Here is a 23,083-nt window from a genome sequence, read left to right on the forward strand (position 1 = left end):
CACCCCAGCCCTCCCCCAGAGGGGGAGGGAGCAGGGTCAGTTCCGAACAGGCTTCCCCGTGCTCAGCATCCCCAGGATCCGCTCCTGCGTCTTCGGGTGCTGCACCAGCTCGCAGAAGGCCCTGCGCTCCAGCGTCATCAGGTACTCCTCGTTCACCAGCTGGTTCGCGTCCACGTCGCCCCCGGTCACCACGTTGGCGATCAGGCCGGCGATGCGGAAGTCGTGCTGGCTGATGAAGCCGCCGTCGCGCATGTTGATCAGCTGGCCCAGGATCGTCGCCTTGCCGCTGCGGCCCGCCACCGGGAACAGGCGCTTGTGCGGCGGACGGTAGCCGGCATCGAACATCGACTTGGCCTGCTGCACAGCGACGTAGAGCAGTTCGTCCTTGTTCGGGACGATCACGTCGCTCTCCAGCAGGTAGCCGATCTTGCGCGACTCGATCGCGCTGGTGCCCACCTTGGCCATGGCCGCGGCCGTGAAGCCCTCGGTCAGGAACTTCAGCAGCTCCTTGTCCATGCTGTGCTGCGCGTTCTCCGCCGCGCGGCGCGCGATGTAGGTCAGGCCGCCCGCGCCCGGCACCAGGCCGACGCCGACCTCCACCAGGCCGATGTAGCTTTCCATCGCGGCGACGCGCTTGGCCGAATACAGGCCCAGCTCACAGCCGCCGCCCAGCGCCAGGCCGCGGATGGCGGACACCACCGGCACGCTGGCATAGCGCAGGCGCAGCATGGTCTGCTGCATGAAGCCCTCGGCATCCTCGATGGCCGCGACGCCGACGGCGATGAAGGCCGGCAGCGTGGACTCGAGGTCGGCGCCGGCGCTGAAGGGCTCGTCGCCCGACCAGATCACCAGGCCCTCGTAGTCCTTCTCCGCCATCTCGACCGCCTGCTGCAGCCCTTCGCAGACCTCGGGGCTGATGACGTGCATCTTGGTCTTGAGGCTGCAGATGAGGACCTCGTCGTCCAGCGTCCAGAGACGCAGGTTCTTGTCCTCGTGCAGCGTGGTGCCCGCGGTTTCGAAGCGCGGACCGGCCTCGCCGCGCAGCAGTTCGGGGAACAGCTGGCGCTGGTAGACCGGCAGCACGCGGCGCGGCTGGAACTTGCCGGTGGTCGGGTTGAACGAGCCCTGTTCGGTGTGCACGCCGCCCGCATCCGCGACGGGACCCTTGAACACCCAGGCCGGCAGCGGCGCCTTCGACAACGCCTTGCCCGCATCGATGTCTTCCTGGATCCATTGCGCCACCTGCAGCCAGCCGGCTTCCTGCCACAGCTCGAACGGGCCCTGCTTCATGCCGAAGCCCCAGCGCATGGCCTGGTCGACGTCCCGCGCGGTCTCGGCGATGGTCGCCAGGTGCACGGCGGCGTAGTGGAAGCTGTTGCGCAGGATGGACCAGAGGAACTGGCCCTGCGGGCCGGTGGCATTGCGCAGCAGCTTCAGGCGCTCGGCGGCCGGCTTCTTCAGCATGCGGCCGTAGACCTCGTCGGCCTTCTGGCCGGCCGGCACGTAGCTTTCGCTTTCCAGCTCGAAGCGCAGGATGTCCCGCCCGGCCTTCTTGAAGAAGCCCGCCTTGGACTTCTGCCCCAGGTGGCCCTTCTCCAGCAGCTTGGTCAGCACGGCCGGCGTGCCGAAGCTCGAATAGAACGGGTCGGTCTCGGGCGACAGCGTGTCCTGCAGCGTCTTCATGACGTGGGCCATGGTGTCCAGGCCGACCACGTCCGCGGTGCGGAAGGTGCCGCTGGACGCGCGGCCCAGCTTCTTGCCGGTGAGGTCGTCGACCACGTCGAAGGTCAGGCCGAACTTCTCGACCTCGCGCATCGTGCCCAGCATGCCGGCGATGCCGACGCGGTTGGCGATGAAGTTGGGCGTGTCCTTGGCGCGCACGACCCCCTTGCCCAGGCCGCTGGTGACGAAGGTCTCCAGGTCGTCCAGGATCTCCGGCTTCGTCGTCGGGGTCGGGATCAGCTCCACCAGGTACATGTACCGCGGCGGGTTGAAGAAGTGGATGCCGCAGAACCGGGGCTTGATCGCCTCCGGCAGCGCCTCGGACATCTTCGTGATCGACAGGCCGGACGTGTTGGATGCGACGATGGCGTGCTTCGCCACGTGCGGCGCGATCTTCTTGTACAGGTCCAGCTTCCAGTCCATGCGCTCGGCGATCGCCTCGATCACCAGGTCGCATTCGCCCAGCAGGGACAGGTGCTCTTCATAGTTCGCCTGCTGGATCAGCGCGGCGTCCTCCGGCACGCCCAGCGGCGACGGCTTGAGCTTCTTCAGGCCTTCGACGGCCTTCGTGACCACGCCGTTCTTCGGGCCTTCCTTGGCGGGCAGGTCGAACAGCACCACCGGCACCTTCACGTTGACCAGGTGCGCGGCGATCTGCGCGCCCATCACGCCGGCGCCGAGCACGGCCACCTTCTTCACCTGGAAGCGGTTCATCGTTCTTGCCTTCCCTTGCGCCGACGGCGCGCTGCCGGAACGTTCGTCTTGATCTTTGTACACGGGAACTCCTGATTCTTGCTCCCTCCCCCTCTGGGGGAGGGTTGGGATGGGGGCGCTGCGACCGCCGGGCGCCCCCACCCTGCCCTCCCCCAGAGGGGGAGGGGAAAAAAAGCGTCTACTGCACGCGCACCCAGGTCTGGGTGCGGCCGAACGGCCCGATCGAGCCGCGCACTTCCAGCCGCTTGCCGCCCTCGATGGGCGTCAGGCGCAGCGTGTACTCGCGGCCGTTCTCCGGGTCGAGGATCTTGCCGCCTTCCCAGACGTCGCGGCCCTCGGCCTTCTTCGCGCCGCGGATGATCTCCAGTCCGGTCAGGGGCTGGCCCTTGCGCTCGTCCTTGCATTCCTCGCAGACGGAGTCCGGCTTGGCATCCTTGGCCAGCCGCTTCTCGATGCGGCCGTTCAGCACGCCGCCGCTCTCGGTGATGCGGATCTCGGCCTTGGCCTCGCCGGTCTTGTCGTCGATGTTGCGCCAGGTGCCCACGGGGGACACCTGGGCGAGCGCCGTGCCGGCGAACAGCATGCCGGTGGCGATCAGCGCCGCTTTCACGCGAGCGCCTCTTCGGTGTCCAGCAGCACCTTCACGCCGGAGCGCGCCGTGCGCATCAGCGTCGCCGTTTCCGGGAACAGGCGCGCGAAGTAGAAGCGCGCGGTCTGCAGCTTCGCCTTGTAGAACGGGTCGGTGTTGCCGGCCGCGATCTCGCGCAGCGCGACCTGCGCCATGCGCGCCCAGAAATAACCGAACACCAGGTGGCCGGCCACGCGCAGGTAGTCGACGGCGGCGCCGCCCACTTCGTCCGGGTTCTGGAAGGCCTTGAAGCCGATCTCGGTGGTGAACTTGGTCATCTGGTCGCCCAGGTAGGCCACCGGATTGATGAACTCGGCCATCTGCTCGTTGACGCCTTCCTCTTCCACCAGCTGCGCCACCAGCTTGCCGAACTTCTTCAGCGTGGCGCCCTGGTTGCCCAGGATCTTGCGGCCCAGCAGGTCCAGCGACTGGATGGTGTTGGTGCCTTCATAGATCATGTTGATGCGGTTGTCCCGCACGAACTGCTCCATGCCCCATTCCTTGATGAAGCCGTGGCCGCCGAACACCTGCATGCAGGCGTTGGTGGAGATGTGGCCGTTGTCCGTCAGGAAGGCCTTCACGATCGGCGTGAGCAGCGCCACCATCTCGGCGCTCTCCTTGCGGACCTTCTCGTCGGGGTGGTACAGCTCCTTGTCCAGCAGCAGCGTGCAGTAGATCGCCATCGCGCGGCCGCCCTCGGCGTAAGCCTTGGCAGTCAGCAGCATCTTGCGCACGTCCGGGTGGACGATGATCGGGTCGGCCGGCTTGTCCTTGGCCTTGGGGCCGGACAGCGCGCGCATCTGCAGGCGGTCCTTCGCGTAGGCCAGCGCGTTCTGGTAGGCCACTTCGGTCAGGCCCAGCGACTGGTTGCCCACGCCCAGGCGGGCGGCATTCATCATCACGAACATCGCGGCCAGGCCCTTGTTCGGCTCGCCGACCAGCGAGCCGACGGCGCCCTCCAGCACCAGCTGCGCGGTGGCGTTGCCGTGGATGCCCATCTTGTGCTCCAGGCCGCCGCAGTAGATGCCGTTGCGCTCGCCCAGCGAGCCGTCGGCCTTCACGTTGTACTTCGGCACGACGAACAGCGAGATGCCCTTGCTGCCCTGCGGCGCGTCCGGCAAGCGGGCCAGCACCAGGTGCACGATGTTCGCCGTCATGTCGTGCTCGCCGGCGGAGATGAAGATCTTGTTGCCGGTCAGCTTGTAGGTGCCGTCGGCCTGCGGTTCGGCCTTGGTGCGCAGCAGGCCGAGGTCCGTGCCGCAATGGGGCTCGGTCAGGCACATGGTGCCGGTCCACTCGCCGGAGACGAGCTTGGGCAGGTAGGTCTTCTTCTGTTCGTCGGTGCCGTGCGCGTGCAGGGCCTCGTAGGCGCCGTGCGACAGGCCGGGGTACATGGTCCAGGCCTGGTTGGCGCTGTTCAGCATCTCGTAGAAGCACTGGTTCAGCACGAAGGGCAGGCCCTGTCCGCCGTACTCCGGGTCGCACGACAGCGCCGGCCAGCCGCCTTCGACGTACTTGGCATAGGCGTCCTTGAAGCCGGTGGGCGTCTTGACCTCGTGCGTCTTCGCATCGAGCTTGCAGCCTTCGGTGTCGCCGGTGATGTTCAGCGGGAAGGTCACTTCCGAAGCGAACTTACCGCCCTCTTCCAGCACCGCATTGATGGTGTCGGCGTCGATGTCCGCGTGCTTCGGCAGGGCCTTCAGTTCGTCGGTGGCGTTCAGCACTTCGTGGATGACGAACTGCATGTCGCGCAGGGGCGGGGTGTACGTGGGCATCTCAGGACTCCTTGGCGGTCTTGGCCGGGCGGGTGGTTCGGGGGGATCGGGCTGCAGCGGCCGGGCTGGCGCCGTAGCGCTGCAGGATGTTCTCGAATCCGGCGTTCGCGCGGGCGATCGAGCCGGGGTTCTTGAGGAAACGCGCTTCGTAGTGCAGCGCGAGGATGAGGCCGTGGATCTCGAAGAGCATCTGCTCCTCGTCCACGTCGGATTGCAGGTGGCCCTGCTGCTTGGCGAGGGTGATGGCGCGCTTCATCGCCGAATGCCAGGTCTGCACGGACCAGGCCAGCGCATCGCGCACGGGGCCGGGCCGGTCGTCGAATTCGACGGCACCGCTGATGTAGATGCAGCCGGAATCGAGCTCCACCGAGGTGCGCTTCATCCAGTTGGCGAACATGGCGCGCAGGCGCGGCAGGCCACGCGTTTCGCTCATCGCGGGGTAGAAGACCTCGTCCTCGAAGCGCCGGTGGTACTCGCGCACCACGGAGATCTGCAGTTCCTCGCGCGAGCCGAAGTGGGCGAACACGCCCGACTTGCTCATCTGCGTGACTTCGGCCAGCGCGCCGATGGACAGCCCCTCCAGGCCGATCTGCGTGGCCAGGCCGAGCGCGGCATCCACGATCGCCGCCTTGGTCTGCTGGCCCTTCTGCAAGGCCTTGCCCTCCCGGGCGCGGCCGGGCTTCAGGGGCAGGGAGGTGACGGACATGGCGGCAAAATAAAACGAACGGTCGTTCTATTTTGCAGCATTTCCGGCGGCCATGGGAAGGCCGTCAGGTTTTAGAGGGACTGCCCCAGCGAGGGGAGCCCCGGCTCCCCCTCGCCAGGCGGAGACGGGGCGAGCGCCTCAGGATGCCTTGAACGGCACCACCAGCTGGCGCTGCTCGCCCAGCCCTTCGATCCCCAGCGTGATGACGTCGCCCTTCTTCAGGTACGTCGGCGGCTTCATGCCCAGGCCGACGCCGGGCGGCGTGCCGGTGGTGATGACGTCGCCGGGGAGCAAGGTCATGAAGTGGCTGACGTAGCTCACCAGCTTGGCCACGTTGAAGATCATCGTGCGCGTGTTGCCGGTCTGCATGCGCTTGCCGTTCACGTCCAGCCACATCGCCAGGCGCTGCACGTTCGGGATCTCGTCGGTCGTCACGAGCCAGGGACCGAGCGGGCCGAAGGTGTCGCAGCCCTTGCCCTTGTCCCATTGCGGGCCGCGCTCCAGCTGGAACTCGCGCTCGCTCACGTCGTTGCAGACCGCGTAGCCCGCGACATGCGACAGCGCCTTGCTCATGGGCACGTAGCGCGCGGTGGTGCCGATCACCACCGCCAGCTCCACCTCCCAGTCGGTCTTCACCGAGCCGCGCGGCAGCATGACCGGGTCGTTCGGGCCCTGGATGCAGCTGGTCGCCTTCATGAAGACGACCGGCTCCTTCGGGATCGGCACGCCGGATTCCGCCGCGTGGTCCGCGTAGTTGAGGCCGATGGCGACGAACTTGCCCACGTTGGCGACCGGGCAGCCGAAGCGCGGGTTGCCGCGCACCAGGGGCAGCTTGGCGGGGTTGGCCTTGCGGATGCGGGCCAGGCCCACCTGGCCCAGCTGTTCCGGGCCGATGTCCGGCACGACCGAGCTCAGGTCGCGCAGCTTGCCGTCCGCATCCACGAGGCCCGGCTTCTCGCGGCCGGGGTTGCCATAGCGCACCAGTTTCATTCCTGTCTTCCTTCTTGGTTTGGGGATCAATAGGTCGAGCGGCCGCCCGAGAGGTCGAACACCGCACCGGTGGAGAACGAGCACTCCTCCGTGCACAGCCAGCCGACCAGCGCGGCCACTTCCTCCGGCGTGCCGAAGCGGCCCATCGGGATCTTCGACAGCATGAACTGGATGTGCGCCTCGGTCATCTGGTCGAAGATCGCGGTCTTCACCGCGGCGGGCGTCACGCAGTTCACGCGCACGCCGGTATCGGCGAGCTCCTTGCCCAGCGACTTGGTCAGTGCGATCACCGCCGCCTTGCTGGCGCTGTAGGCGCTGGCGTTGGGGTTGCCGTCCTTGCCGGCCACGGAAGCGATGTTGACGATGCGCCCGTAGTTCGCGGCACGCATGGCCTGCGCCACTTCGCGGCAGCAGAGGAAGAGGCCGTGCACGTTGACGTCGAAGACCTGCTTCCAGGCGTCGAGCGGATAGTCCCAGACCTTGGTGTTGGGGCCGGTGATGCCGGCGCTGTTGACCAGCGCGTCGATGCGCTGCACGCGCCGCAGCGTGGAAGCCACGGCGTCGCGCACCGAAGTCTCATCGGTCACGTCCACCTGCACGAAGCTGCAGCCGATGCGCTCGGCGGCCTCGCGGCCGTTGACCGGGTCGCGGTCCCAGAGCGTCACGCCGCCGCCGGAGGCGACCAGGCGCTGCGCGATGGCGTAGCCCAGGCCGGCGGCGCCGCCGGTGACCACGGCCTGCCGCCCCTGGAAGTCGAGCTGGTTCATAGCGTGATGCCGCCGTCGACCGCGTAGGCCTGGCCGGTGACGAACACCGACTCCTCGCTGGCGAGGTAGACCACCAGCGGCGCGATCTCCTCCGCCGTGGCGAGCCGCCCCATCGGCTGGCGCGCGACGAACGCCTGGCGCGCGGCCACCGGGTCGTCGAAGGCATTGATGCGGCCCTGCAGCGACGGCGTGTCCACGGTGCCCGGACAGATCGCGTTGCAGCGGATGCCGTGCGCCACGTAGTCGGCGGCGACGCTCTTGGTCAGGCCGATCACCGCCGCCTTGGTGGTGCCGTAGATGAAGCGGTTCGGCAGCCCCTTGATGCTGCTGCACACGCTGGCCATGTTGATGATGCTGCCGCGCCCGTGGCCATCGGCGTTTCCCAGCATGCGCGGCAGCGCCGCCTGGATGGCCCAGAACTGCGCGCGCACGTTCAGGTTCAGCGCGAAGTTCCATTCCTCGTCGGTCGCCTGCAGCACGGTGCCGCTGTGGACGAAGCCGGCGCAGTTGAACAGCACGTCGATCGCCGGCATCGCGCCGACCACCTTGGCGATGGCGTCCTTGTCCAGCACGTCCAGCTGCACGCAGCGGATGCCCTCGATGCCCTCGTAGCTGTCCAGCAGCTTCGGGTTGACGTCGGTCGCCCAGACCTGGGCGCCTTCGGCGGCGAGGGCCAGGGCGCTGGCGCGGCCGATGCCCTGGCCGGCGGCGGTGACGAGGGCGGTCTTGTTCTGCAGTCGCACGCGGGCGCTCCTTCCATGCGGAAAACGGGCCCGGCTAGGGAACACCCCGATGCACCGGGCGGGGTTCGGGCCGGATAGTAATTGGCCTGACCACTTGGCCAGTCAGCAACAACCCTAGTGCCCCATCATGCCCCTGCAAGCCGTCGAGTCCAGCCGCCTGTACCGCCAGATCGCGGAACAGGTGCGCGAGCTCATCGCGCAGGGCGAGTTCGCGCCCGGGTCGCGCCTGCCGGCCGAGCGCGACCTGGCCAAGCAGCTGGGCGTGAGCCGCCCCTCCGTGCGCGAAGCCCTGATCGCGCTGGAGGTGGAAGGCTGGGTCGAAGTGCGCATCGGCTCCGGCATCTACGTGCAGGACGCCCGCCAGCGCAGCAGCACCCGCGCGCCGGCCAACGGCAATGGCACCGGCACCGACTGGGGCCCCCTGGAGCTGATGCATGCCCGCGAACTGGTCGAGGGCGAAGTCGCCGCGCTGGCGGCCCGCAACGCGCGCAAGCCGCAGATCCAGCGGATCGCCTCGGCCCTCGCCCAGATGCAGGACGAGGTCGCCGCCGGCATCGTGCCGCGCGCGGGCGATGAAGCCTTCCACAACGCCATCGCCGATGGCTGCGGCAACGAGGTGCTGAGCGACACGGTGCGCGGCTACTGGCATGCGCGCCGCGGCCCGATCTCCGAGCGCCTGGGCGACCACTTCGAGAACCCGCCGTCCTGGCAGCGCGCGCTGGCCGAGCACGGGGCCGTGCTGGACGCGATCCGCGCGCACGACCCGGCCGCCGCGCGCGCCGCCATGCAGCAGCACCTGCGCAAGGCCTACACCCGATACAGCGCGAGCTGGCGCCGCGCCAACCAGTCCTGACGCCAGGAGACCCAGTCCACCAACGGAGACAAGCCATGAGCAAACGCCTCACCCTGCAACTCATCGCCGCCTGCGCGCTCGCCGCCGCGGCCGCGGCCCCGGCCCATGCCCAGACCAAGCTGAAATGGGCCCACGTCTACGAGACGTCCGAGCCGTACCACAAGTGGTCGGTCTGGGCCGGCGAGGAATTCAAGAAGCGCACCAACGGCAAGTACGAGATCCAGGTGTTCCCGGCCTCCAGCCTGGGCAAGGAAAGCGAGATCAACCAGGGCCTGCAGCTCGGCACCGTGGACATCATCCTGACCGGCGCCTCGTTCGCGGCCACATCCTTCCCCCGCCTGGCGGTCAGCTACTACCCGTTCACCTTCCGCGACGCCGACCACGTCATCAAGTACAGCAAGAGCGACGTGTTCAGGGAGCTGACCGAGGGCTACAAGAAGGCCACGGGCAACACCGTGACCGCCCTCACCTACTACGGCGCGCGCCACGCCACCAGCAACAAGCTGTTCACCACCTGCGAGCAGATGAAGGGCCTGAAGATGCGCGTGCCGGACGCGCCGGCCTACACCGCGCTGCCGCGCGCCTGCGGCGCCAACCCGACGCCCATCGCCTTCGCCGAGGTCTACCTCGCGCTGCAGAACGGCACGGTGGACGCGCAGGAGAACCCGCTGCCCACCATCGAGGCCAAGAAGTTCTTCGAGGTGCAGAAGAACATCATCCTCACCGGCCACATCGCCGACTCGCTGCTCACCGTGGTGTCGCCCACCACCCTGGGCAAGCTGACGCCGGCCGAGCAGAAGATCCTGGCCGAAGTGACGCAGGAAGCCGCCGAACGCGCCACCAACGACATCCGCAAGCGCGAGGGCGAGCTGGTCGACGAGTTCAAGAAGAAGGGCATCAACGTCGTGACCGTCGACCGCAACGCCTTCCAGCAGCACGTGCTGAAGAACATCACCTTCGAGTCCATGAAGCTCGACAAGAAGGACTGGGACCGCATCGTCAACATCAAGTAGGCCCACCCCGAAGCCGGCGCGGGGCGCCGGCCTCCCCTCAAGGGGCCATGCAGCGGACCGGCAAAGCCGGATCCGCGCATTCCCGACAAAGGCAGACCCATGGATCATTCGATCGACGACATGCCGCAGGTGATGGGCGAGGACGGCCAGTTCCATGCCCAGGACGAAGCGGTCGACCTCTCGGGCACGCCCTGGGAAGGCTGGATCGCCCTCGGCTTCTTCTGGATCCTCGGCGCCGTGGTGGTGTACCAGTTCGTCACGCGCTACGTGCTGAACGACTCGGCCGCCTGGACGGAGGAGATCGCGCGCTACCTGCTGATCGCCACCGTGTTCACGGGCGCGACGCTGGGCGTCATCAAGAACAACCACATCCAGGTGGACTTCTTCTACCGCTACATGCCGGCGCGCATGGGACGCGTCATGGCCACGGTCGTCGACGTGGTGCGCATCGCCTTCTTCGCCGCGGCGGTGGTGCTGACGATCCTGATGATGCTGCGCCTGGGCTCCAACTCGCGCATGACGATGGTCGACCTGCCGATGAACTGGGTGTACGCCACCGCGTTGCTCGGCTTCGTGCTGATGACGCTGCGCGCCGTGACTGTCGCGATCCGCCACAGAAAGCGCGGTTACTCGGTGCTGGAACGCCCGATGACCGAGATCACCGACAACTAGAACGAACGGAGCGCCATGCTCAAGGTCATCTTCCTGCTGCTCATGAGCGGCGGCATCCCCGTGGCCATCGCGATGGCCGGGTCGGCGCTGCTCTACATCCTGTGGAGCGGCAACCTCCCGCCCTTCGTGGTGATTCACCGGATGGTGAGCGGCATCGACAGCTTCCCGCTGCTGGCCGTGCCCTTCTTCATCCTCGCCGGCAACCTGATGAACAACGCCGGCATCACCAACCGCATCTACAACTACGCGCTTGCGCTGGTCGGCTGGCTCAAGGGCGGCCTGGGCCACGTCAACGTGGTGGGCTCCGTGGTGTTCGCCGGCATGAGCGGCACGGCGATCGCCGACGCGGCCGGCCTCGGCACCATCGAGATCAAGGCCATGAAGGACCACGGCTACGACACCGAGTTCGCGGTGGGCGTGACGGCGGCCTCGGCGACGCTCGGGCCGATCATCCCGCCCAGCCTGCCCTTCGTGATCTACGGGATGATGGCCAACGTGAGCGTGGGCGCGCTGTTCCTGGCGGGCATCCTGCCCGGCGTGGGCATGGCGCTGCTGATGATGCTGACGGTCGCCTACTTCGCGCACAAGAACGGCTGGGGCGGCGACATCAAGTTCGAGTGGCCGCGCGTCGTCAAGGCGCTGGCCGAAACGGCGGTGGTGGTCCTGTGGCCGCTGTCAATGTGGCTGCTGATCGCCAAGGCCGGCCTGCAGCCGCAGCTGACCGTCCTGGGCGGCGCGATCGTGCTGTTCGCCCTGGACCGCATCTTCCGCTTCCAGGCGGTGCTGCCGATCATGACGCCCGTGCTGCTGATCGGCGGCATGACGACGGGCGTGTTCACGCCCACCGAAGGGGCGATCGCCGCCTGCCTGTGGGCGATGGCGCTGGGCTTCCTCTGGTACCGCACGCTGAACTGGAAGATGTTCGTCAAGATCAGCCTCGACACGGTGGAAACCACGGCGACGGTGCTGTTCATCGTGGCGGCGGCCAGCATCTTCGGCTGGATGCTCACGGCCACCGGCGTCACGGCCGCGATCTCCTCCTGGGTGTTGGCATTCACCAAGGAACCGTGGGTCTTCCTGCTGCTGGCCAACCTGCTGATGCTGTTCGTGGGATGCTTCCTGGAGCCCACGGCCGCGATCACCATCCTCGTGCCGATCCTGGTGCCGATCTGCCAGCAGCTCGGCATCGACCTCGTGCACTTCGGGCTGGTGATGGTGCTGAACCTGATGATCGGGCTGCTGCACCCGCCGATGGGCATGGTGCTGTTCGTGCTGGCACGGGTGGCGAAGCTGTCGGTCGAGCGAACGACGATCGCGATCCTGCCGTGGCTGGTGCCGCTGCTCGTCTCCCTGGCGATCATCACCTACATGCCGAAAGCCGTCCTCTGGCTGCCCAAGATGTTCTACTGAAGATGGCTCCACGCGAAAGAGAGTCCGCATGACCCCGTTCATTCGTTTGCACCCCAACGACGACGTCCTGATCGCCCGCGCGCAGCTGGTGGGCGGCACCGTCGTCGAAAACATCACCGCCCGCGGCCTGATCCCGCCGGGGCACAAGGTGGCCACGCGCGCCATCGCGCCGGGCGAGCCGGTGCGCCGCTACAACCAGATCATCGGTTTCGCCAGCAAGCCGATCGCGCCGGGCGAGCACGTGCACACGCACAACCTTGACGTCGGGCCGGACGGCGGGGCCTTCGCGCGCGACTACGCCTTCGGTGCCGACGTGAAGCCGGAGCCGCCGCGGCGCGAGGCGACCTTCATGGGTATCAAGCGCGCCGACGGCCGCGTCGCCACCCGCAACTACATCGGCGTGCTCTCCAGCGTGAACTGCTCCGCGACCGCCGCCCGCGCCATCGCCGACCATTTCTCGCGCCTGACCAACCCGGGCGCGCTCGAGCCGTTCCCGAACGTCGACGGCGTGGTGGCGCTCACGCACGGCACCGGCTGCGGCATGGACACCGAAGGCCTCGGCATGCGCATCCTGGAGCGCACGCTCGCCGGCTATGCCACGCACGCGAACTTCGCCGCGGTGATCGTCGTCGGCCTGGGCTGCGAAGCCAACCAGATCAACGCCTGGCTGGCGCACAGCAGCCTGCGCGAAGGCGAGACGCTGCAGGTGTTCAACATCCAGGACGCCGGCGGCACCCGCCGCACGGTGGAGAAGGGCATCGCCCTCGTGAAGGAGATGCTGCCCGCCGCCAACCGCGTGAAGCGCGAGCCGTGCAGCGCGTCGCACATCACCATCGGCCTGCAGTGCGGCGGCTCCGACGGCTACTCGGGCATCAGCGCCAACCCGGCGCTGGGCGCCGCGGTGGACATGCTGGTGGCGCACGGCGGCACCGCGATCCTGTCGGAGACGCCGGAGATCTACGGCGCCGAACACCTGCTGACGCGCCGTGCGGTGCGTCGCGAAGTGGGCGAGAAGCTGGTGGAACGCATCCGCTGGTGGGAGCACTACACCCAGGTGAACGAAGGCGAGATGAACAACAACCCGTCGCCCGGCAACAAGGCCGGCGGCCTCACGACCATCCTCGAGAAGTCGCTGGGCGCGGTGGCCAAGGGCGGCACCACCAACCTGCAGGCCGTGTACGAGTACGCAGAGACCGTCGACGCGCACGGCTTCGTCTACATGGACACGCCCGGCTACGACCCCGTCAGCGCCACCGGGCAGGTGGCCGGAGGCGCCAACATGATCTGCTTCACCACCGGCCGCGGCTCCGCGTACGGCTGCGCACCCTCGCCTTCGCTGAAGCTCGCCACCAACTCGGCGCTGTGGCAGCGGCAGGAGGAGGACATGGACATCAACTGCGGCGAGATCATCGACGGCAAGGCCTCGGTGCAGGAGATGGGCGAGCGAATCTTCCGCCTCGTGCTGGCCACCGCGTCGGGCGAGCACAGCAAGAGCGAGCAGCACGGCTACGGGCAGAACGAGTTCGTGCCCTGGCAGGTCGGCGCGGTGATGTGAGGAGCGAGGGATGACCCAGCAGTTCTCGGCCGCGACGTTGCGGTCCACCGTCGCCACCGTGATCCAGGCCGCCGGCAGTTCGCCGGAAGAAGCCGGGAAGGTGGCGGACAACCTGGTGCTCGCCAACCTGAGCGGCCACGACTCGCACGGCGTCGGCATGGTGCCGCGCTACGTCGAGGCGGTGCTGGAAGGCGGCCTGAAGCCCAACGCGGGTGTGGCCGTCAAGCTCGATGCCGCCAGCCTGCTGGCACTGGACGGGCAGCGCGGCTACGGCCAGGTGGTCGGCGAGCAAGCCATGCTGCTGGCGATGGAGCGCGCGCAGCAGGCGGGCAGCTGCGTGATGGCGCTGGCCAACGCGCACCACCTGGGCCGCATCGGGCACTTCGCCGAGATGGCGGTGGCGCGCGGCCTGGTGTCCATCCACTTCGTCAACGTGCAGTCGCGTCCGGTGGTCGCACCCTGGGGCGGCGGCGACGGCCGCTACGGCACCAATCCCTTCTGCGTGGGCGTCCCGCTGGTGGGCCGCGAGCCTTTCGTGCTCGACTTCGCCACCAGCCGCGTGGCGCAGGGCAAGATGCGCGTCGCCCACAACGAGGGACGCCAGGTCGAGCCCGGCTACCTGATCGACGAACACGGTCGTCCCACCACCAACCCAGGTGTCGTGGTGGTGCCGCAGCCGGGAGGCATGTTCGGCGCCCTGCTCGCCTTCGGCGAGCACAAGGGCTACGGGATGGCGGTCGCCTGCGAACTGCTGGGCGGCGCGCTCACGGGCAGCGGCACCTGGCACCGGCCGGCCGACAACCTGCGGGCCGTCATCAACGGCATGTTCACCATCGTCGTCGACCCGCGCAAGCTCGGCACGCAGTCCAGCTTCGACGGCGAGGCCACCGCCTTCGTCGACTGGCTGAAGCAAAGCCCGCCCGCGCCCGGTTCCGACGCCGTTCTGGTGGCCGGCGAACCCGAGCGCCAGGCCCGCGTGCAGCGCGAGACCGAAGGCATCGCGCTGGACGACCAGACCTGGGCGGAGATCGTCGCCGCGGGCGCCAAGGTCGGCGCCCGCGTGGGCTGAGGCCTTACTTCAGGCGCTGCCAGCGCTGGAAGCGGTCGTCCGTGTGGACGTTCGCCGGCACGTTGGCCCAGTACTGGGTCGTGGTGATGGTGCTGTTGCCGTCGACGCGCGTGCTCTGGTGGGCCTGCACCACCGAAGCGCCGTGGATGTGCGTCTGCACGACGGGCATGCTGCCCTGCGTGCCCATGCCGCCCGGCTGCTGCAGCGCGTTGCTGCCGTCGGCCGGGGCGATGCGGTTGGCCGTGGTGGTCGCGCCGGCGGTGCTGCCGGTGGTCACGCCGGTCGTGCCGGCCGCGCCGGCGGCGGCGCCCGCGGAGGCACCGGACGCGGCGCCGGCCGCGCTGCCCGACTGGGCCAGCGCGCCGCCCGCGGCGAGTGCGAGGACTGCGGCAAGGCCCGCGGCCTGGGTGAACTTCTTCATGTGCATCTCTCCCTTGGGGTTGGTGGGGCTCAGCGCAGGCGCTGCCAGCGCTGGAAATCGGCGTCACGCTCGACGCCCGCGGGAACGTTGACCCAGTAGCGGGTGGTGACCGTGCGGGTGTTGCCGTTCACCGACTCGCTGGTGGCGGCCTGCGCCACCACCGCGCCCGGCACGGTGGCCGAAGGCATCACCGCCACGGTGGCCGCCGGCGTGGCAGAAGCGGTCGCCACGCCGGGCGTGACCACCACGCCGGTGCCCGAACTCACGGCGACGCCGCCGGCGGACTGCACGTGCGTCTGCGCGAAGGCGGGGGCGGAGACGACGAGTGCCGCGAGCGCCCATCCGATGTGCTGCTTTTGCATGGCTTGCTCCTTTACATCAACCGTTGCCAGCGCTGGAAATCGACGCGGGTGCCGATGTCGCTGGGGACATTCCAGTAGTGCTTCACGACCGAGGGGCCGGCCGACACGCTGGCGGCCGGGCCGCCGAGGACCGCGGTGGAAGGCGCCGCGGCGACGGTCGCCTGGCTGGGCGCCACCGCGATGTGCGAACCGGCGAGCACCGCTTCGCCGACGACGGCGCCGCGGATCGGCTTCGATTGCGGCGGTCCTTCGAAGATGACGTAGCCGGGGGTCGTGAAGGTGCCTGCGGCGGACTGCGCGAACGCGGCAGGCGCCGCGATGGCTGCGATCGCCGCGGCGGCGAGGACGATTCTTTTCATGGAGGGCACTCCTTGTGGGATCTGGTCGTGCCATTCCAAGCCCATCGCGCGAGCCTGAGCGCAGGCCTGCGTTGATGCCGCGTGTCAGCGGTCCACGGACGCCGCGCTTACGGCACAGGCAGCGGCGGCAGCGCACGCACCACGTCGCCCGCGATCGGGAAGATGCGGTCGCCGGCGCGCGGCTCGATGCGGTGCATGCCGGTGAAGCTGCCGAAGGCCGGCAGGATGCCGACTGCCTGGCGCGGCAGCTGGCCGCTGTCGTCGCCCAACCAGAAGCAGGGCAGCCTCAGCCGTTCGAACGCGCGGCCGGTCACGCTGATGCACGGGTGCCAATGGCCGGCGAGCACGTAGGCGTCCCGGACCGGGCGGGGGTGGTGGCACAGCGCGAACGGCCCCGCGCGGAGCGGCTCGTCCACCACCGCGAAGCCCAGGCTGGCGGGGGGATCGCCTGCGCGGTCGTCGTGGTTGCCGCGCACGAGAGTGACCTGCAGGCTGGGATGGCGCGCCCGCCACGCGTGCAGGACGGCCAGCGTGCCGCTGGCATGCGAGCGCACCGAATGCAGGAAGTCGCCGAGGAAGACGACGTGCTCCGCCTGCGTGTCCGCGATCGCGGCATCGAGCTTGGCGACGGTCTCGGTCGTCGTGCCGCGCGGCACCGGCACGCCGAGCTTGCGGAAGCTCACGGCCTTGCCGAAATGCGCGTCGGCGACCAGCAGCATGCGCTGCGCGGACAGGAACAGGGTGCCGGAGGGATGCAGCAGCGCATCCTCGCCGGCCAGGCGGATTCTCAGCACGTCGGGAAGATGGGAAGCGCGCGGGGCGCCGCCCAGCCTACAGCATGCGGGCCAGGCTGGCTTCGAGGTGCTCCGACGGCGGGCGCTTGAAGCCCGAGCGCGCGAAGCGCTGCAGGCGGCCGACGATGAAGGCGGTGAGCACGGAGGCCCGCACCGAGGCGTCCACCGTCGGCGTGGCGCCGTCGGCGCCGGTGCGCAGGCACTGCTTCAGCGAGGCTTCGACCTTGTCGAAGAACTGGTTCATGCGCTGCTGCAGGCGGTCGTTCTCGAACACCAGGGCGTCGCCGACCATCACGCGGGTCATGCCCGGGTTCTTCTCGGCGAACTGGATCAGCATCGCCACGATGCGCCCGGCCTGGGCCGGGCCGGCGGCTTCGCGCTCGGCGATCTGGTTGATCAGGGTGAAGACGCTCTGCTCGATGAACTCGATCAGGCCTTCGAACATCTGCGCCTTGCTGGCGAAGTGGCGGTACAGCGCGGCCTCGCTCACGTCCAGGCGGGCGGCCAGTGCGGCCGTGGTGATGCGCTCGGCGCCGGGCTGCTCCAGCATGGTGGCCAACGCCTGCAGGATCTGCACGCGGCGCTCCCCCGGCTTCGGGCGCTTGCGCACCGCCGCGGGCGTGTCGCCGGCGGGCGTGGGTTCGGGGGTGTCGAGCTCGGCGTGGGACATAGGGCCTAGGTCAGCTGTTGCGATTTGATTCTCGCATACCCGGCCGTGGGAACCTCCCACCCCATCCATGAGAAATACAGCCAGGACGCCGAGTAGGTGCTTACCCCGGGAGGGGAAGTGTGACTTTCAAGCCACGCCCGCCGGCCCCGGGCTGCAGTTGCAGGTGGCTGTGGTGGACGCGCGCGATCTCCTCGGCGATCGCCAGGCCGAGGCCGTTGCCTTCCGCCACCGTGCCCTGCACGCGGTAGAAGCGCTCCAGGATGCGCGGGATCTCGGACGCATCGACCCCGGGCCCGTCGTCCTCCACCTCGATGAAGGGATCGCCGGCGCGCCGGCCGCAGCGGATCGTCACGCTGCCGCCCTCGTGCGTGTACTTCACCGCGTTGTCCACCAGGTTGGCCAGCAGCTCGCGCAGCAGCCATTCGTGCCCCATCACCTGCACCGGCGCCGCGTCCAGGCCCAGGTCGATGTGGCGCGCCGTCGCCGCGTCCAGGTGCGCCTGCAGGCCGTCCTCGCAGAGGGATTTCAGGTCGACGCGCTGCTGCGGCTGCGCGTGCATGCCGCGCGCGTCGGCCCGCGAAAGCGCCAGCAGCTGGTTGGCGAGCTGCGACGTGCGGCGCGTCGCATTGCGCAGCTTGTAGACCTGCTCCGTCGGCAGGGCCAGGGTGCCCTGCTGGCCGGTGGTGCCCGCCGCCTGCGCCCAGGCCTCCACCTGTGCCTGCAGGCCGGCGAGGGGCGTGCGCAGCTGGTGCGCCGCGTCGGCGACGAAACGCCGCTGGCTCTCCGCCTGCGCGTTGACCAGGCCGAACAGGCGGTTCAGCGAGTCCACCAGCGGCCGCACCTCCTCGGGCGAGGCGCCTTCGTCGATGGCGCTCAGGTCGCGCGGCGAGCGCCGTTCCACCGCCTCCTTCAGCGCCAGCAGCGGCTTGAGGGCGCGCTGGACCGCCCACCGCACCGCAAACGCCGCGGCGGCGATCAGCACCAGGTTCGGCAGCAGCACCTTGAACAGGATGGAGCGCGCCCATTGCTGGCGCGGGTCCGATCCGTCGCTGACGGCCACCACCACGTCGCCGGACACGGTCTGCTGGCGCTGGCGCACGATGCGCCAGGTGGTGCCGTTGTGCTCCTCGCTGTGGAACTCCGCGGCGGTGTCCGACGGCGGCAGTCCGCCCAGCCATTCCTCGCCGTGCAGCACCTTGCCGTCGAGGTCGGTGATCGCATAGGCCGAGGAGCCGGGGCGCTGCTTCAGGAACTCCTCCACCGGCGGCGCCAGCAGCAGCAGCGGCTTGTCGCCCGTGTCGCCGATGACGGAGTCGGCCACCAGCGGCACCAGCGCCAGCAGCCGCTGGTCCTGCTGCGTCGCGACGTTGTCGGCGGAGCGGTAGTCGAACCAGGCATTGAGCACCGCCAGCAGGATCAGCGGCGTGATCAGCATGACCAGCAGCCGCCGCCGCAGGCCGGAGGTCACCCCCGTCACGTCGGCGCCGCGGGTCCGCGAGGCGCGCGCGGCGGGGCGCAGCCGCGGCATCACTCCGCCTCGGGCGGCCGCAGTTCCAGGCGGTAGCCGAAGCCGCGGATCGAGCGCAGCGCCACGCCGTAGGGCTCCAGCTTGCCGCGCAGCCGGGAGATGTAGACCTCCACGGCGTTGGGCGTGATCTCCTTGTCCCAGCCCGTCAGGGCCTGCAGCAGCTTGTCCTTGCTGGCCGGCTTGGGGGCGTTGATCAGGAGGTATTCCATCACCGTCCACTCGCGCGGGCCGAGCTCGATCGGCACCGACTGGCCGCTGCGCTGCGCGCTGGCGCGCCGGTTCGCGGTGTCGAGCTCGATCGGGCCGAAGCTGAGGACGGCCGAGGTCGCGGCCTGCGAGCGGCGCAGCAGCGCGCGCAGGCGCGCGAGCAGTTCCGGCAGCTCGAAGGGCTTGACCATGTAGTCGTCGGCGCCGAGGTCGAGGCCCTGCACGCGGTCGTGCAGCGCGTCGCGCGCGGTGAGGATCAGCACCGGCATGTGCTGGCTCGCCATCTCCGGGCGGCGCAGCCGGCGCGTGAGCTCCAGTCCGTCCATGTTCGGCAGGCCGATGTCGATGATGGCCGCATCGAACACCTCGGAGCGCAGCACTTCCTCGGCCCGCTCCCCGCTGCCGACCCAGTCGACCGCATAGCCGGCGTTCGACAGCCCCAGCTTGATGCCGCTGGCGACCATCACATCGTCTTCGACCAACAACAGCCGCATCGTGGCCTCAGTTCGAACGGATCATGGTGCCGTACGCCTGGTCGGTGAGGATCTCCAGGAGCATGGCGTGCGGCACGCGGCCGTCGATGATGTGGACGGCGTTCACGCCGGCCTTCGCGGCGTCGAGCGCGCCGCTGATCTTGGGCAGCATGCCGCCGGAGATGGTGCCGTCGGCGAACAGTTCGTCGATGCGCGCCGCCGTCAGGTCGGTCAGCAGGTTGCCGGCCTTGTCCAGCACGCCGGGCGTGTTGGTCAGCAGCACCAGCTTCTCGGCCTGCAGCACCTCGGCCAGCTTGCTCGCCACCACGTCGGCGTTGATGTTGTAGCTCTCGTTCTCGTCGCCGAAGCCGATCGGGCTGACCACGGGGATGAAGTTGTCCTCCAGCAGCGCGCGCACCACGCCCGGGTCGATCTGCACGATGTCGCCGACCTGGCCGACGTCGTGTTCCTTCGTCGGGTCCTTGCTGTCGACCATCTTCAGCTTGCGCGCGCGGATCAGGCCGCCGTCGCGGCCCGTCAGGCCCACCGCCTTGCCGCCGGCCTTGTGGATGAAGCCGACGATGTCCTGCTGCACCTCGCCCGCCAGCACCCATTCGACGACTTCCATCGTCTCCGCATCGGTGACGCGCATGCCCTGGATGAACTCGCCCTTCTTGCCCAGGCGGTTGAGCGCCTGCTCGATCTGCGGGCCGCCGCCGTGCACCACCACCGGGTTGATGCCCACCAGCTTGAGCAGCACGACGTCTTCCGCGAAGTCGGCCTGCAGCTCCGGGTCGGTCATGGCGTTGCCGCCGTACTTGATCACCATGGTCTTGCCATGGAAGCGCCGGATGTACGGCAGCGCCTGGGCCAGGATTTCGGCCTTGTCGCGGGGGGCGATGGAGGGAGCGGGCTGGGTCATGGTGGCTTCTTCGATGGCGGCTTCAGGCTTGCGCGGGCGCGGGTTCCGGCGGGATCGACACCGGGCCGAGGTGGTCGACGATCTCGTTGCCACCGGCATACCCGGACACCAGGACCGACAGCGCCGACTTGATGGCCGCGACGTCGTTGCATTCGACGGCGGCGCGCATCGCCTGCAGCTGGCGCACGAGCTCGGGCCACTCCACCAGCTCCTCGCGCGCCTTCATGATGCGGGGGTGCGAGGTCTGCAGCGGATTGTCGCCGATGAGCAGTTCCTCGTAGAGCTTCTCGCCGGGGCGCAGGCCCGTGATCTCGATCTCGATGTCGCCGAAGGGGTGGTCCGCGTCTCGCAGCGACAGCCCGGACAGCGCGATCATCCGCTGCGCCAGGTCGAAGATGCGCACCGGCGTGCCCATGTCCAGGACGAACACGTCACCGCCCACCGCCATCGCGCCCGCCTGCAGCACCAGCTGCGCCGCCTCCGGGATGGTCATGAAGTAGCGCGTGACCTCCCGGTGCGTCACCGTCAGGGGGCCGCCGAGCGCGAGCTGCTTGCGGAACAGCGGCACGACGCTGCCGCTGGAGTCGAGCACGTTGCCGAAGCGCACCATGGCGAAGCAGGTGCGGCGGGGCAGGTTCTGCGCGTGCACCGGAAGCAGCCCGGTGAAGTCGACGGCCTGCTGCGCCGCGAGCGCCTGCAGGATCAGCTCGGCGACGCGCTTGCTCGCCCCCATCACGTTGGTGGGGCGCACCGCCTTGTCGGTCGAGATCAGCACGAAGCGCTCCACGCCACACGCGATTGCCGAAGCCGCGACCTTGAGCGTGCCGAAGACGTTGTTGTCCACGCCCTCGGCGGCGTTGTGTTCCACCATCGGAACGTGCTTGTAGGCGGCCGCGTGGTAGACGGTCTGCGGCCGGTAGGCGCGGAAGATGTCGCCGAGCCGCCGGAAGTTGCGCACGCTGCAGAGGAGCGGCACGAGGTCCACCTCGAGGCCCTGCCTGGAACAAAGCGCCATCAGCTCGTTGTGGATGGCGTACAGGCCGAACTCGTTGTGCTCCACGAGCAGCAGGCGCCGCGGCCGCTGCCCCGTGATCTGCCGGCAGAGTTCGCCGCCGATGCTGCCGCCGGCGCCCGTGACGAGCACCACCTTCCCGGTCAGGTTCATCGCGAGCAGCTCGGGATCGGGCGCGACGGCGTCGCGGCCCAGCAGGTCTTCGAGGTCGAGTTCCTGGATGTCCTGGACGGAGACCCGGCCGGACGCCAGGTCCGTCATCGCAGGCACCGTCCGCACGTGCACCGGCAGGCGGCGCAGGCTCTCGATGATCTCGTTGCGCTGCGCCCTCGTGATGCCGGGAAGGGCCAGCAGGATGTCCGTCACCTTCTGCAGCTCGACGATCTCGTCGACCTCGTCGGCGGCGATGACGCGATGGCCGTGGATGGTCCGGCCGGTCTTGTGCGGATCGTCGTCCACGAAGGCCACCAGCCGGAACTTGCGCGAATGGGCGATGGCGGCGGCGGCCTCGATGCCGGCCCGGCCTGCACCGTAGATCAGCACGCGCGCGCGGTGGCCGGGGTCGATCAGTTCGTGCAGCGCCTCGTCGCGCAGCAACGCGCCGGCGAGCGCCCGGCTCGCCGCCACCAGCACCAGCACGATCACCGGCTGGATCAGGCCGAGGCTGCGCGGGATCTCCGGCAGCCGCAGGACCAGCAGCACGCCGAACAGGATGGCGCCGTGCAGGGCCGTCGCCTTCGCCATCGACAGCAGCGACTGGAGGTCGACGTACCGGAACACCACCCGGTAGAGGCGGAACTGCATGAACGCGGCGACCTGGATGGCCAGGGCCATCGCGAAGACGCCCCAGGCGAGCTGCGTCGGCTCGTAGGGCGTGTCCAGACGCAGCGAGAAGGCACACCAGGTGGCGACCACCGAGATGACGGCGTCGACCGCCATCACCGTGAGGACCTTGGCGTACCGCGGCCAGCCGAGCGAACTAGTCCACATGGCGGCTCCCGTCCGGCCAGCGGCCGGCCATGTCAGTGCGAGACGCCGTCACGGCGGAGGACCTTCCAGACGGTGCGTGCCAGGATCTCGAGATCCAGCGCGAGGGACTGGCGCCGCAGGTATTCGGCGTCGAGCGCCACCTTCTGCGGGATCGGCAGCTCGTCGCGCCCGTTCACCTGCGCCCATCCCGTCACGCCGGGGAGCAGCCGGTGCACGCCCTGTTCGGTGCGGAGCGCGACCAGGTCGTGCTGGTTGAAGAGGGCCGGCCGCGGACCGACCAGGCTCATGTCGCCGCGCAGGACGCTCCAGAGCTGCGGCAGTTCGTCCAGGCTGCTCTTGCGCAGGAAGCCGCCGATGGGCGTCAGGTGTGCATGCGGGTCGGCCAGCAGGTGCGTGGCCACGGCGGGCGTCTCGATCTTCATGCTGCGGAACTTGGGCATGCGGAAGATCGCGTTGTCGCGCCCCACGCGGTCGGACCAGTACAGCGCGGGACCGCGCGACGTCAGCCGAACGAGCAGCGCGATCGCGAGCGCCGGCAGGAGCAGGACGACGCCGGCGGCCAGGGAGAGCGCGAGGTCGAGGACGCGCTTGCCGGCGCCGGCCGTGGGCACCGGCGGCGCCACCCGCGTGGCCCCGGACCGCTCAGGCAGGGGTGGATGGTTCAAGCTCATGGTGATGCCGTGATTATCGCCGGAGGCACCCGGCCCCGCCCCGCGCAAACGGTGAAG

Annotated in this window: 23 protein-coding genes; 6 read left to right on the forward strand and 17 right to left on the reverse strand. The window is 69.1% G+C overall.

Annotation, left to right across the window (positions count from 1 at the left end):
- Positions 1 to 36: 36 nt before the first annotated feature.
- From IM787_RS01530 to IM787_RS01560, 7 genes are all read right to left on the reverse strand, one after another.
- Positions 37 to 2,436, reverse strand: a complete 2,400-nt coding sequence (locus tag IM787_RS01530) for a 3-hydroxyacyl-CoA dehydrogenase/enoyl-CoA hydratase family protein (RefSeq protein ID WP_193674866.1) — start codon at positions 2,434 to 2,436, stop codon at positions 37 to 39.
- Positions 2,437 to 2,614: 178 nt separating this feature from the next.
- Entirely contained in the window at positions 2,615 to 3,019 is a 405-nt protein-coding gene (locus IM787_RS01535; protein WP_193675490.1) for a DUF2147 domain-containing protein, read from the reverse strand.
- A 23-nt stretch (positions 3,020 to 3,042) separates the two neighbouring features.
- Positions 3,043 to 4,839, reverse strand: coding sequence for an acyl-CoA dehydrogenase C-terminal domain-containing protein (locus IM787_RS01540; protein WP_193674867.1), 1,797 nt, complete (start codon positions 4,837 to 4,839; stop codon positions 3,043 to 3,045).
- Position 4,840: 1 nt separating this feature from the next.
- Positions 4,841 to 5,545 (reverse strand): TetR/AcrR family transcriptional regulator, encoded by a 705-nt coding sequence (locus IM787_RS01545; RefSeq protein ID WP_193674868.1) that lies wholly within the window; start codon positions 5,543 to 5,545, stop codon positions 4,841 to 4,843.
- Between the two features lie 138 nt (positions 5,546 to 5,683).
- Entirely contained in the window at positions 5,684 to 6,535 is an 852-nt protein-coding gene (locus IM787_RS01550) for a fumarylacetoacetate hydrolase family protein (protein ID WP_193674869.1), read from the reverse strand.
- 26 nt (positions 6,536 to 6,561) lie between these two features.
- Positions 6,562 to 7,302 carry an SDR family NAD(P)-dependent oxidoreductase gene (locus IM787_RS01555; RefSeq protein WP_193674870.1) on the reverse strand — a complete coding sequence of 247 codons (741 nt, stop codon included), beginning with the start codon at positions 7,300 to 7,302 and terminating at the stop codon, positions 6,562 to 6,564.
- Positions 7,299 to 8,045 (reverse strand): SDR family oxidoreductase, encoded by a 747-nt coding sequence (locus tag IM787_RS01560; RefSeq protein WP_193674871.1) that lies wholly within the window; start codon positions 8,043 to 8,045, stop codon positions 7,299 to 7,301. Before IM787_RS01560 ends, IM787_RS01555 begins: the two co-directional genes overlap by 4 nt.
- A 127-nt stretch (positions 8,046 to 8,172) precedes the next feature.
- Between IM787_RS01560 and IM787_RS01565 the strand changes: the two genes are divergently transcribed.
- From IM787_RS01565 to IM787_RS01590, 6 genes are all read left to right on the forward strand, one after another.
- Complete coding sequence (locus IM787_RS01565; RefSeq protein ID WP_193674872.1) at positions 8,173 to 8,898, forward strand: FadR/GntR family transcriptional regulator; 726 nt, start codon at positions 8,173 to 8,175, stop codon at positions 8,896 to 8,898.
- Positions 8,899 to 8,933: 35 nt separating this feature from the next.
- Positions 8,934 to 9,911: a sialic acid TRAP transporter substrate-binding protein SiaP gene (locus IM787_RS01570; protein ID WP_193674873.1), complete on the forward strand. Its 978-nt coding sequence runs from the start codon at positions 8,934 to 8,936 to the stop codon at positions 9,909 to 9,911.
- Between the two features lie 99 nt (positions 9,912 to 10,010).
- Complete coding sequence (locus IM787_RS01575) at positions 10,011 to 10,583, forward strand: TRAP transporter small permease (protein ID WP_193674874.1); 573 nt, start codon at positions 10,011 to 10,013, stop codon at positions 10,581 to 10,583.
- 15 nt (positions 10,584 to 10,598) lie between these two features.
- The gene (locus tag IM787_RS01580) at positions 10,599 to 11,993 is read left to right on the forward strand and encodes a TRAP transporter large permease (RefSeq protein ID WP_193674875.1); all 1,395 of its coding nucleotides are present in this window, start codon (positions 10,599 to 10,601) and stop codon (positions 11,991 to 11,993) included.
- A 28-nt stretch (positions 11,994 to 12,021) separates the two neighbouring features.
- Entirely contained in the window at positions 12,022 to 13,548 is a 1,527-nt protein-coding gene (locus tag IM787_RS01585; RefSeq protein WP_193674876.1) for a UxaA family hydrolase, read from the forward strand.
- A gap of 10 nt (positions 13,549 to 13,558) precedes the next feature.
- Positions 13,559 to 14,617: a malate/lactate/ureidoglycolate dehydrogenase gene (locus IM787_RS01590; RefSeq protein WP_193674877.1), complete on the forward strand. Its 1,059-nt coding sequence runs from the start codon at positions 13,559 to 13,561 to the stop codon at positions 14,615 to 14,617.
- A 4-nt stretch (positions 14,618 to 14,621) separates the two neighbouring features.
- On the opposite strand, the gene IM787_RS01595 is transcribed toward IM787_RS01590, so the two are convergent.
- The 10 genes from IM787_RS01595 to IM787_RS01640 form a co-directional block, all read right to left on the reverse strand.
- On the reverse strand, positions 14,622 to 15,038 hold the full coding sequence (locus IM787_RS01595) for a hypothetical protein (RefSeq protein WP_193674878.1): 417 nt from the start codon (positions 15,036 to 15,038) through the stop codon (positions 14,622 to 14,624).
- 29 nt (positions 15,039 to 15,067) lie between these two features.
- Positions 15,068 to 15,400, reverse strand: coding sequence for a hypothetical protein (locus IM787_RS01600; RefSeq protein ID WP_193674879.1), 333 nt, complete (start codon positions 15,398 to 15,400; stop codon positions 15,068 to 15,070).
- An 11-nt stretch (positions 15,401 to 15,411) separates the two neighbouring features.
- Complete coding sequence (locus IM787_RS01605) at positions 15,412 to 15,759, reverse strand: hypothetical protein (protein WP_193674880.1); 348 nt, start codon at positions 15,757 to 15,759, stop codon at positions 15,412 to 15,414.
- A gap of 107 nt (positions 15,760 to 15,866) precedes the next feature.
- A complete protein-coding gene (pdeM, locus tag IM787_RS01610; RefSeq protein ID WP_193674881.1) occupies positions 15,867 to 16,553 on the reverse strand; it encodes a ligase-associated DNA damage response endonuclease PdeM in 687 nt (228 codons plus the stop codon).
- A 37-nt stretch (positions 16,554 to 16,590) separates the two neighbouring features.
- The gene (gene slmA / locus IM787_RS01615) at positions 16,591 to 17,223 is read right to left on the reverse strand and encodes a nucleoid occlusion factor SlmA (protein ID WP_193674882.1); all 633 of its coding nucleotides are present in this window, start codon (positions 17,221 to 17,223) and stop codon (positions 16,591 to 16,593) included.
- A 100-nt stretch (positions 17,224 to 17,323) separates the two neighbouring features.
- Entirely contained in the window at positions 17,324 to 18,691 is a 1,368-nt protein-coding gene (locus IM787_RS01620) for an ATP-binding protein (RefSeq protein ID WP_193675491.1), read from the reverse strand.
- Between the two features lie 59 nt (positions 18,692 to 18,750).
- The gene (locus IM787_RS01625) at positions 18,751 to 19,452 is read right to left on the reverse strand and encodes a response regulator transcription factor (protein WP_193674883.1); all 702 of its coding nucleotides are present in this window, start codon (positions 19,450 to 19,452) and stop codon (positions 18,751 to 18,753) included.
- A gap of 7 nt (positions 19,453 to 19,459) precedes the next feature.
- The gene (argB, locus tag IM787_RS01630; RefSeq protein WP_193674884.1) at positions 19,460 to 20,353 is read right to left on the reverse strand and encodes an acetylglutamate kinase; all 894 of its coding nucleotides are present in this window, start codon (positions 20,351 to 20,353) and stop codon (positions 19,460 to 19,462) included.
- Between the two features lie 22 nt (positions 20,354 to 20,375).
- On the reverse strand, positions 20,376 to 22,355 hold the full coding sequence (locus IM787_RS01635) for a polysaccharide biosynthesis protein (RefSeq protein ID WP_193674885.1): 1,980 nt from the start codon (positions 22,353 to 22,355) through the stop codon (positions 20,376 to 20,378).
- Between the two features lie 32 nt (positions 22,356 to 22,387).
- Positions 22,388 to 23,026, reverse strand: a complete 639-nt coding sequence (locus IM787_RS01640; protein WP_193674886.1) for a sugar transferase — start codon at positions 23,024 to 23,026, stop codon at positions 22,388 to 22,390.
- Positions 23,027 to 23,083 lie beyond the last annotated feature (57 nt).

Origin of the sequence: Ramlibacter pallidus (assembly GCF_015070875.1) — a bacterium.
Taxonomy (GTDB): domain Bacteria; phylum Pseudomonadota; class Gammaproteobacteria; order Burkholderiales; family Burkholderiaceae_C; genus Ramlibacter; species Ramlibacter pallidus.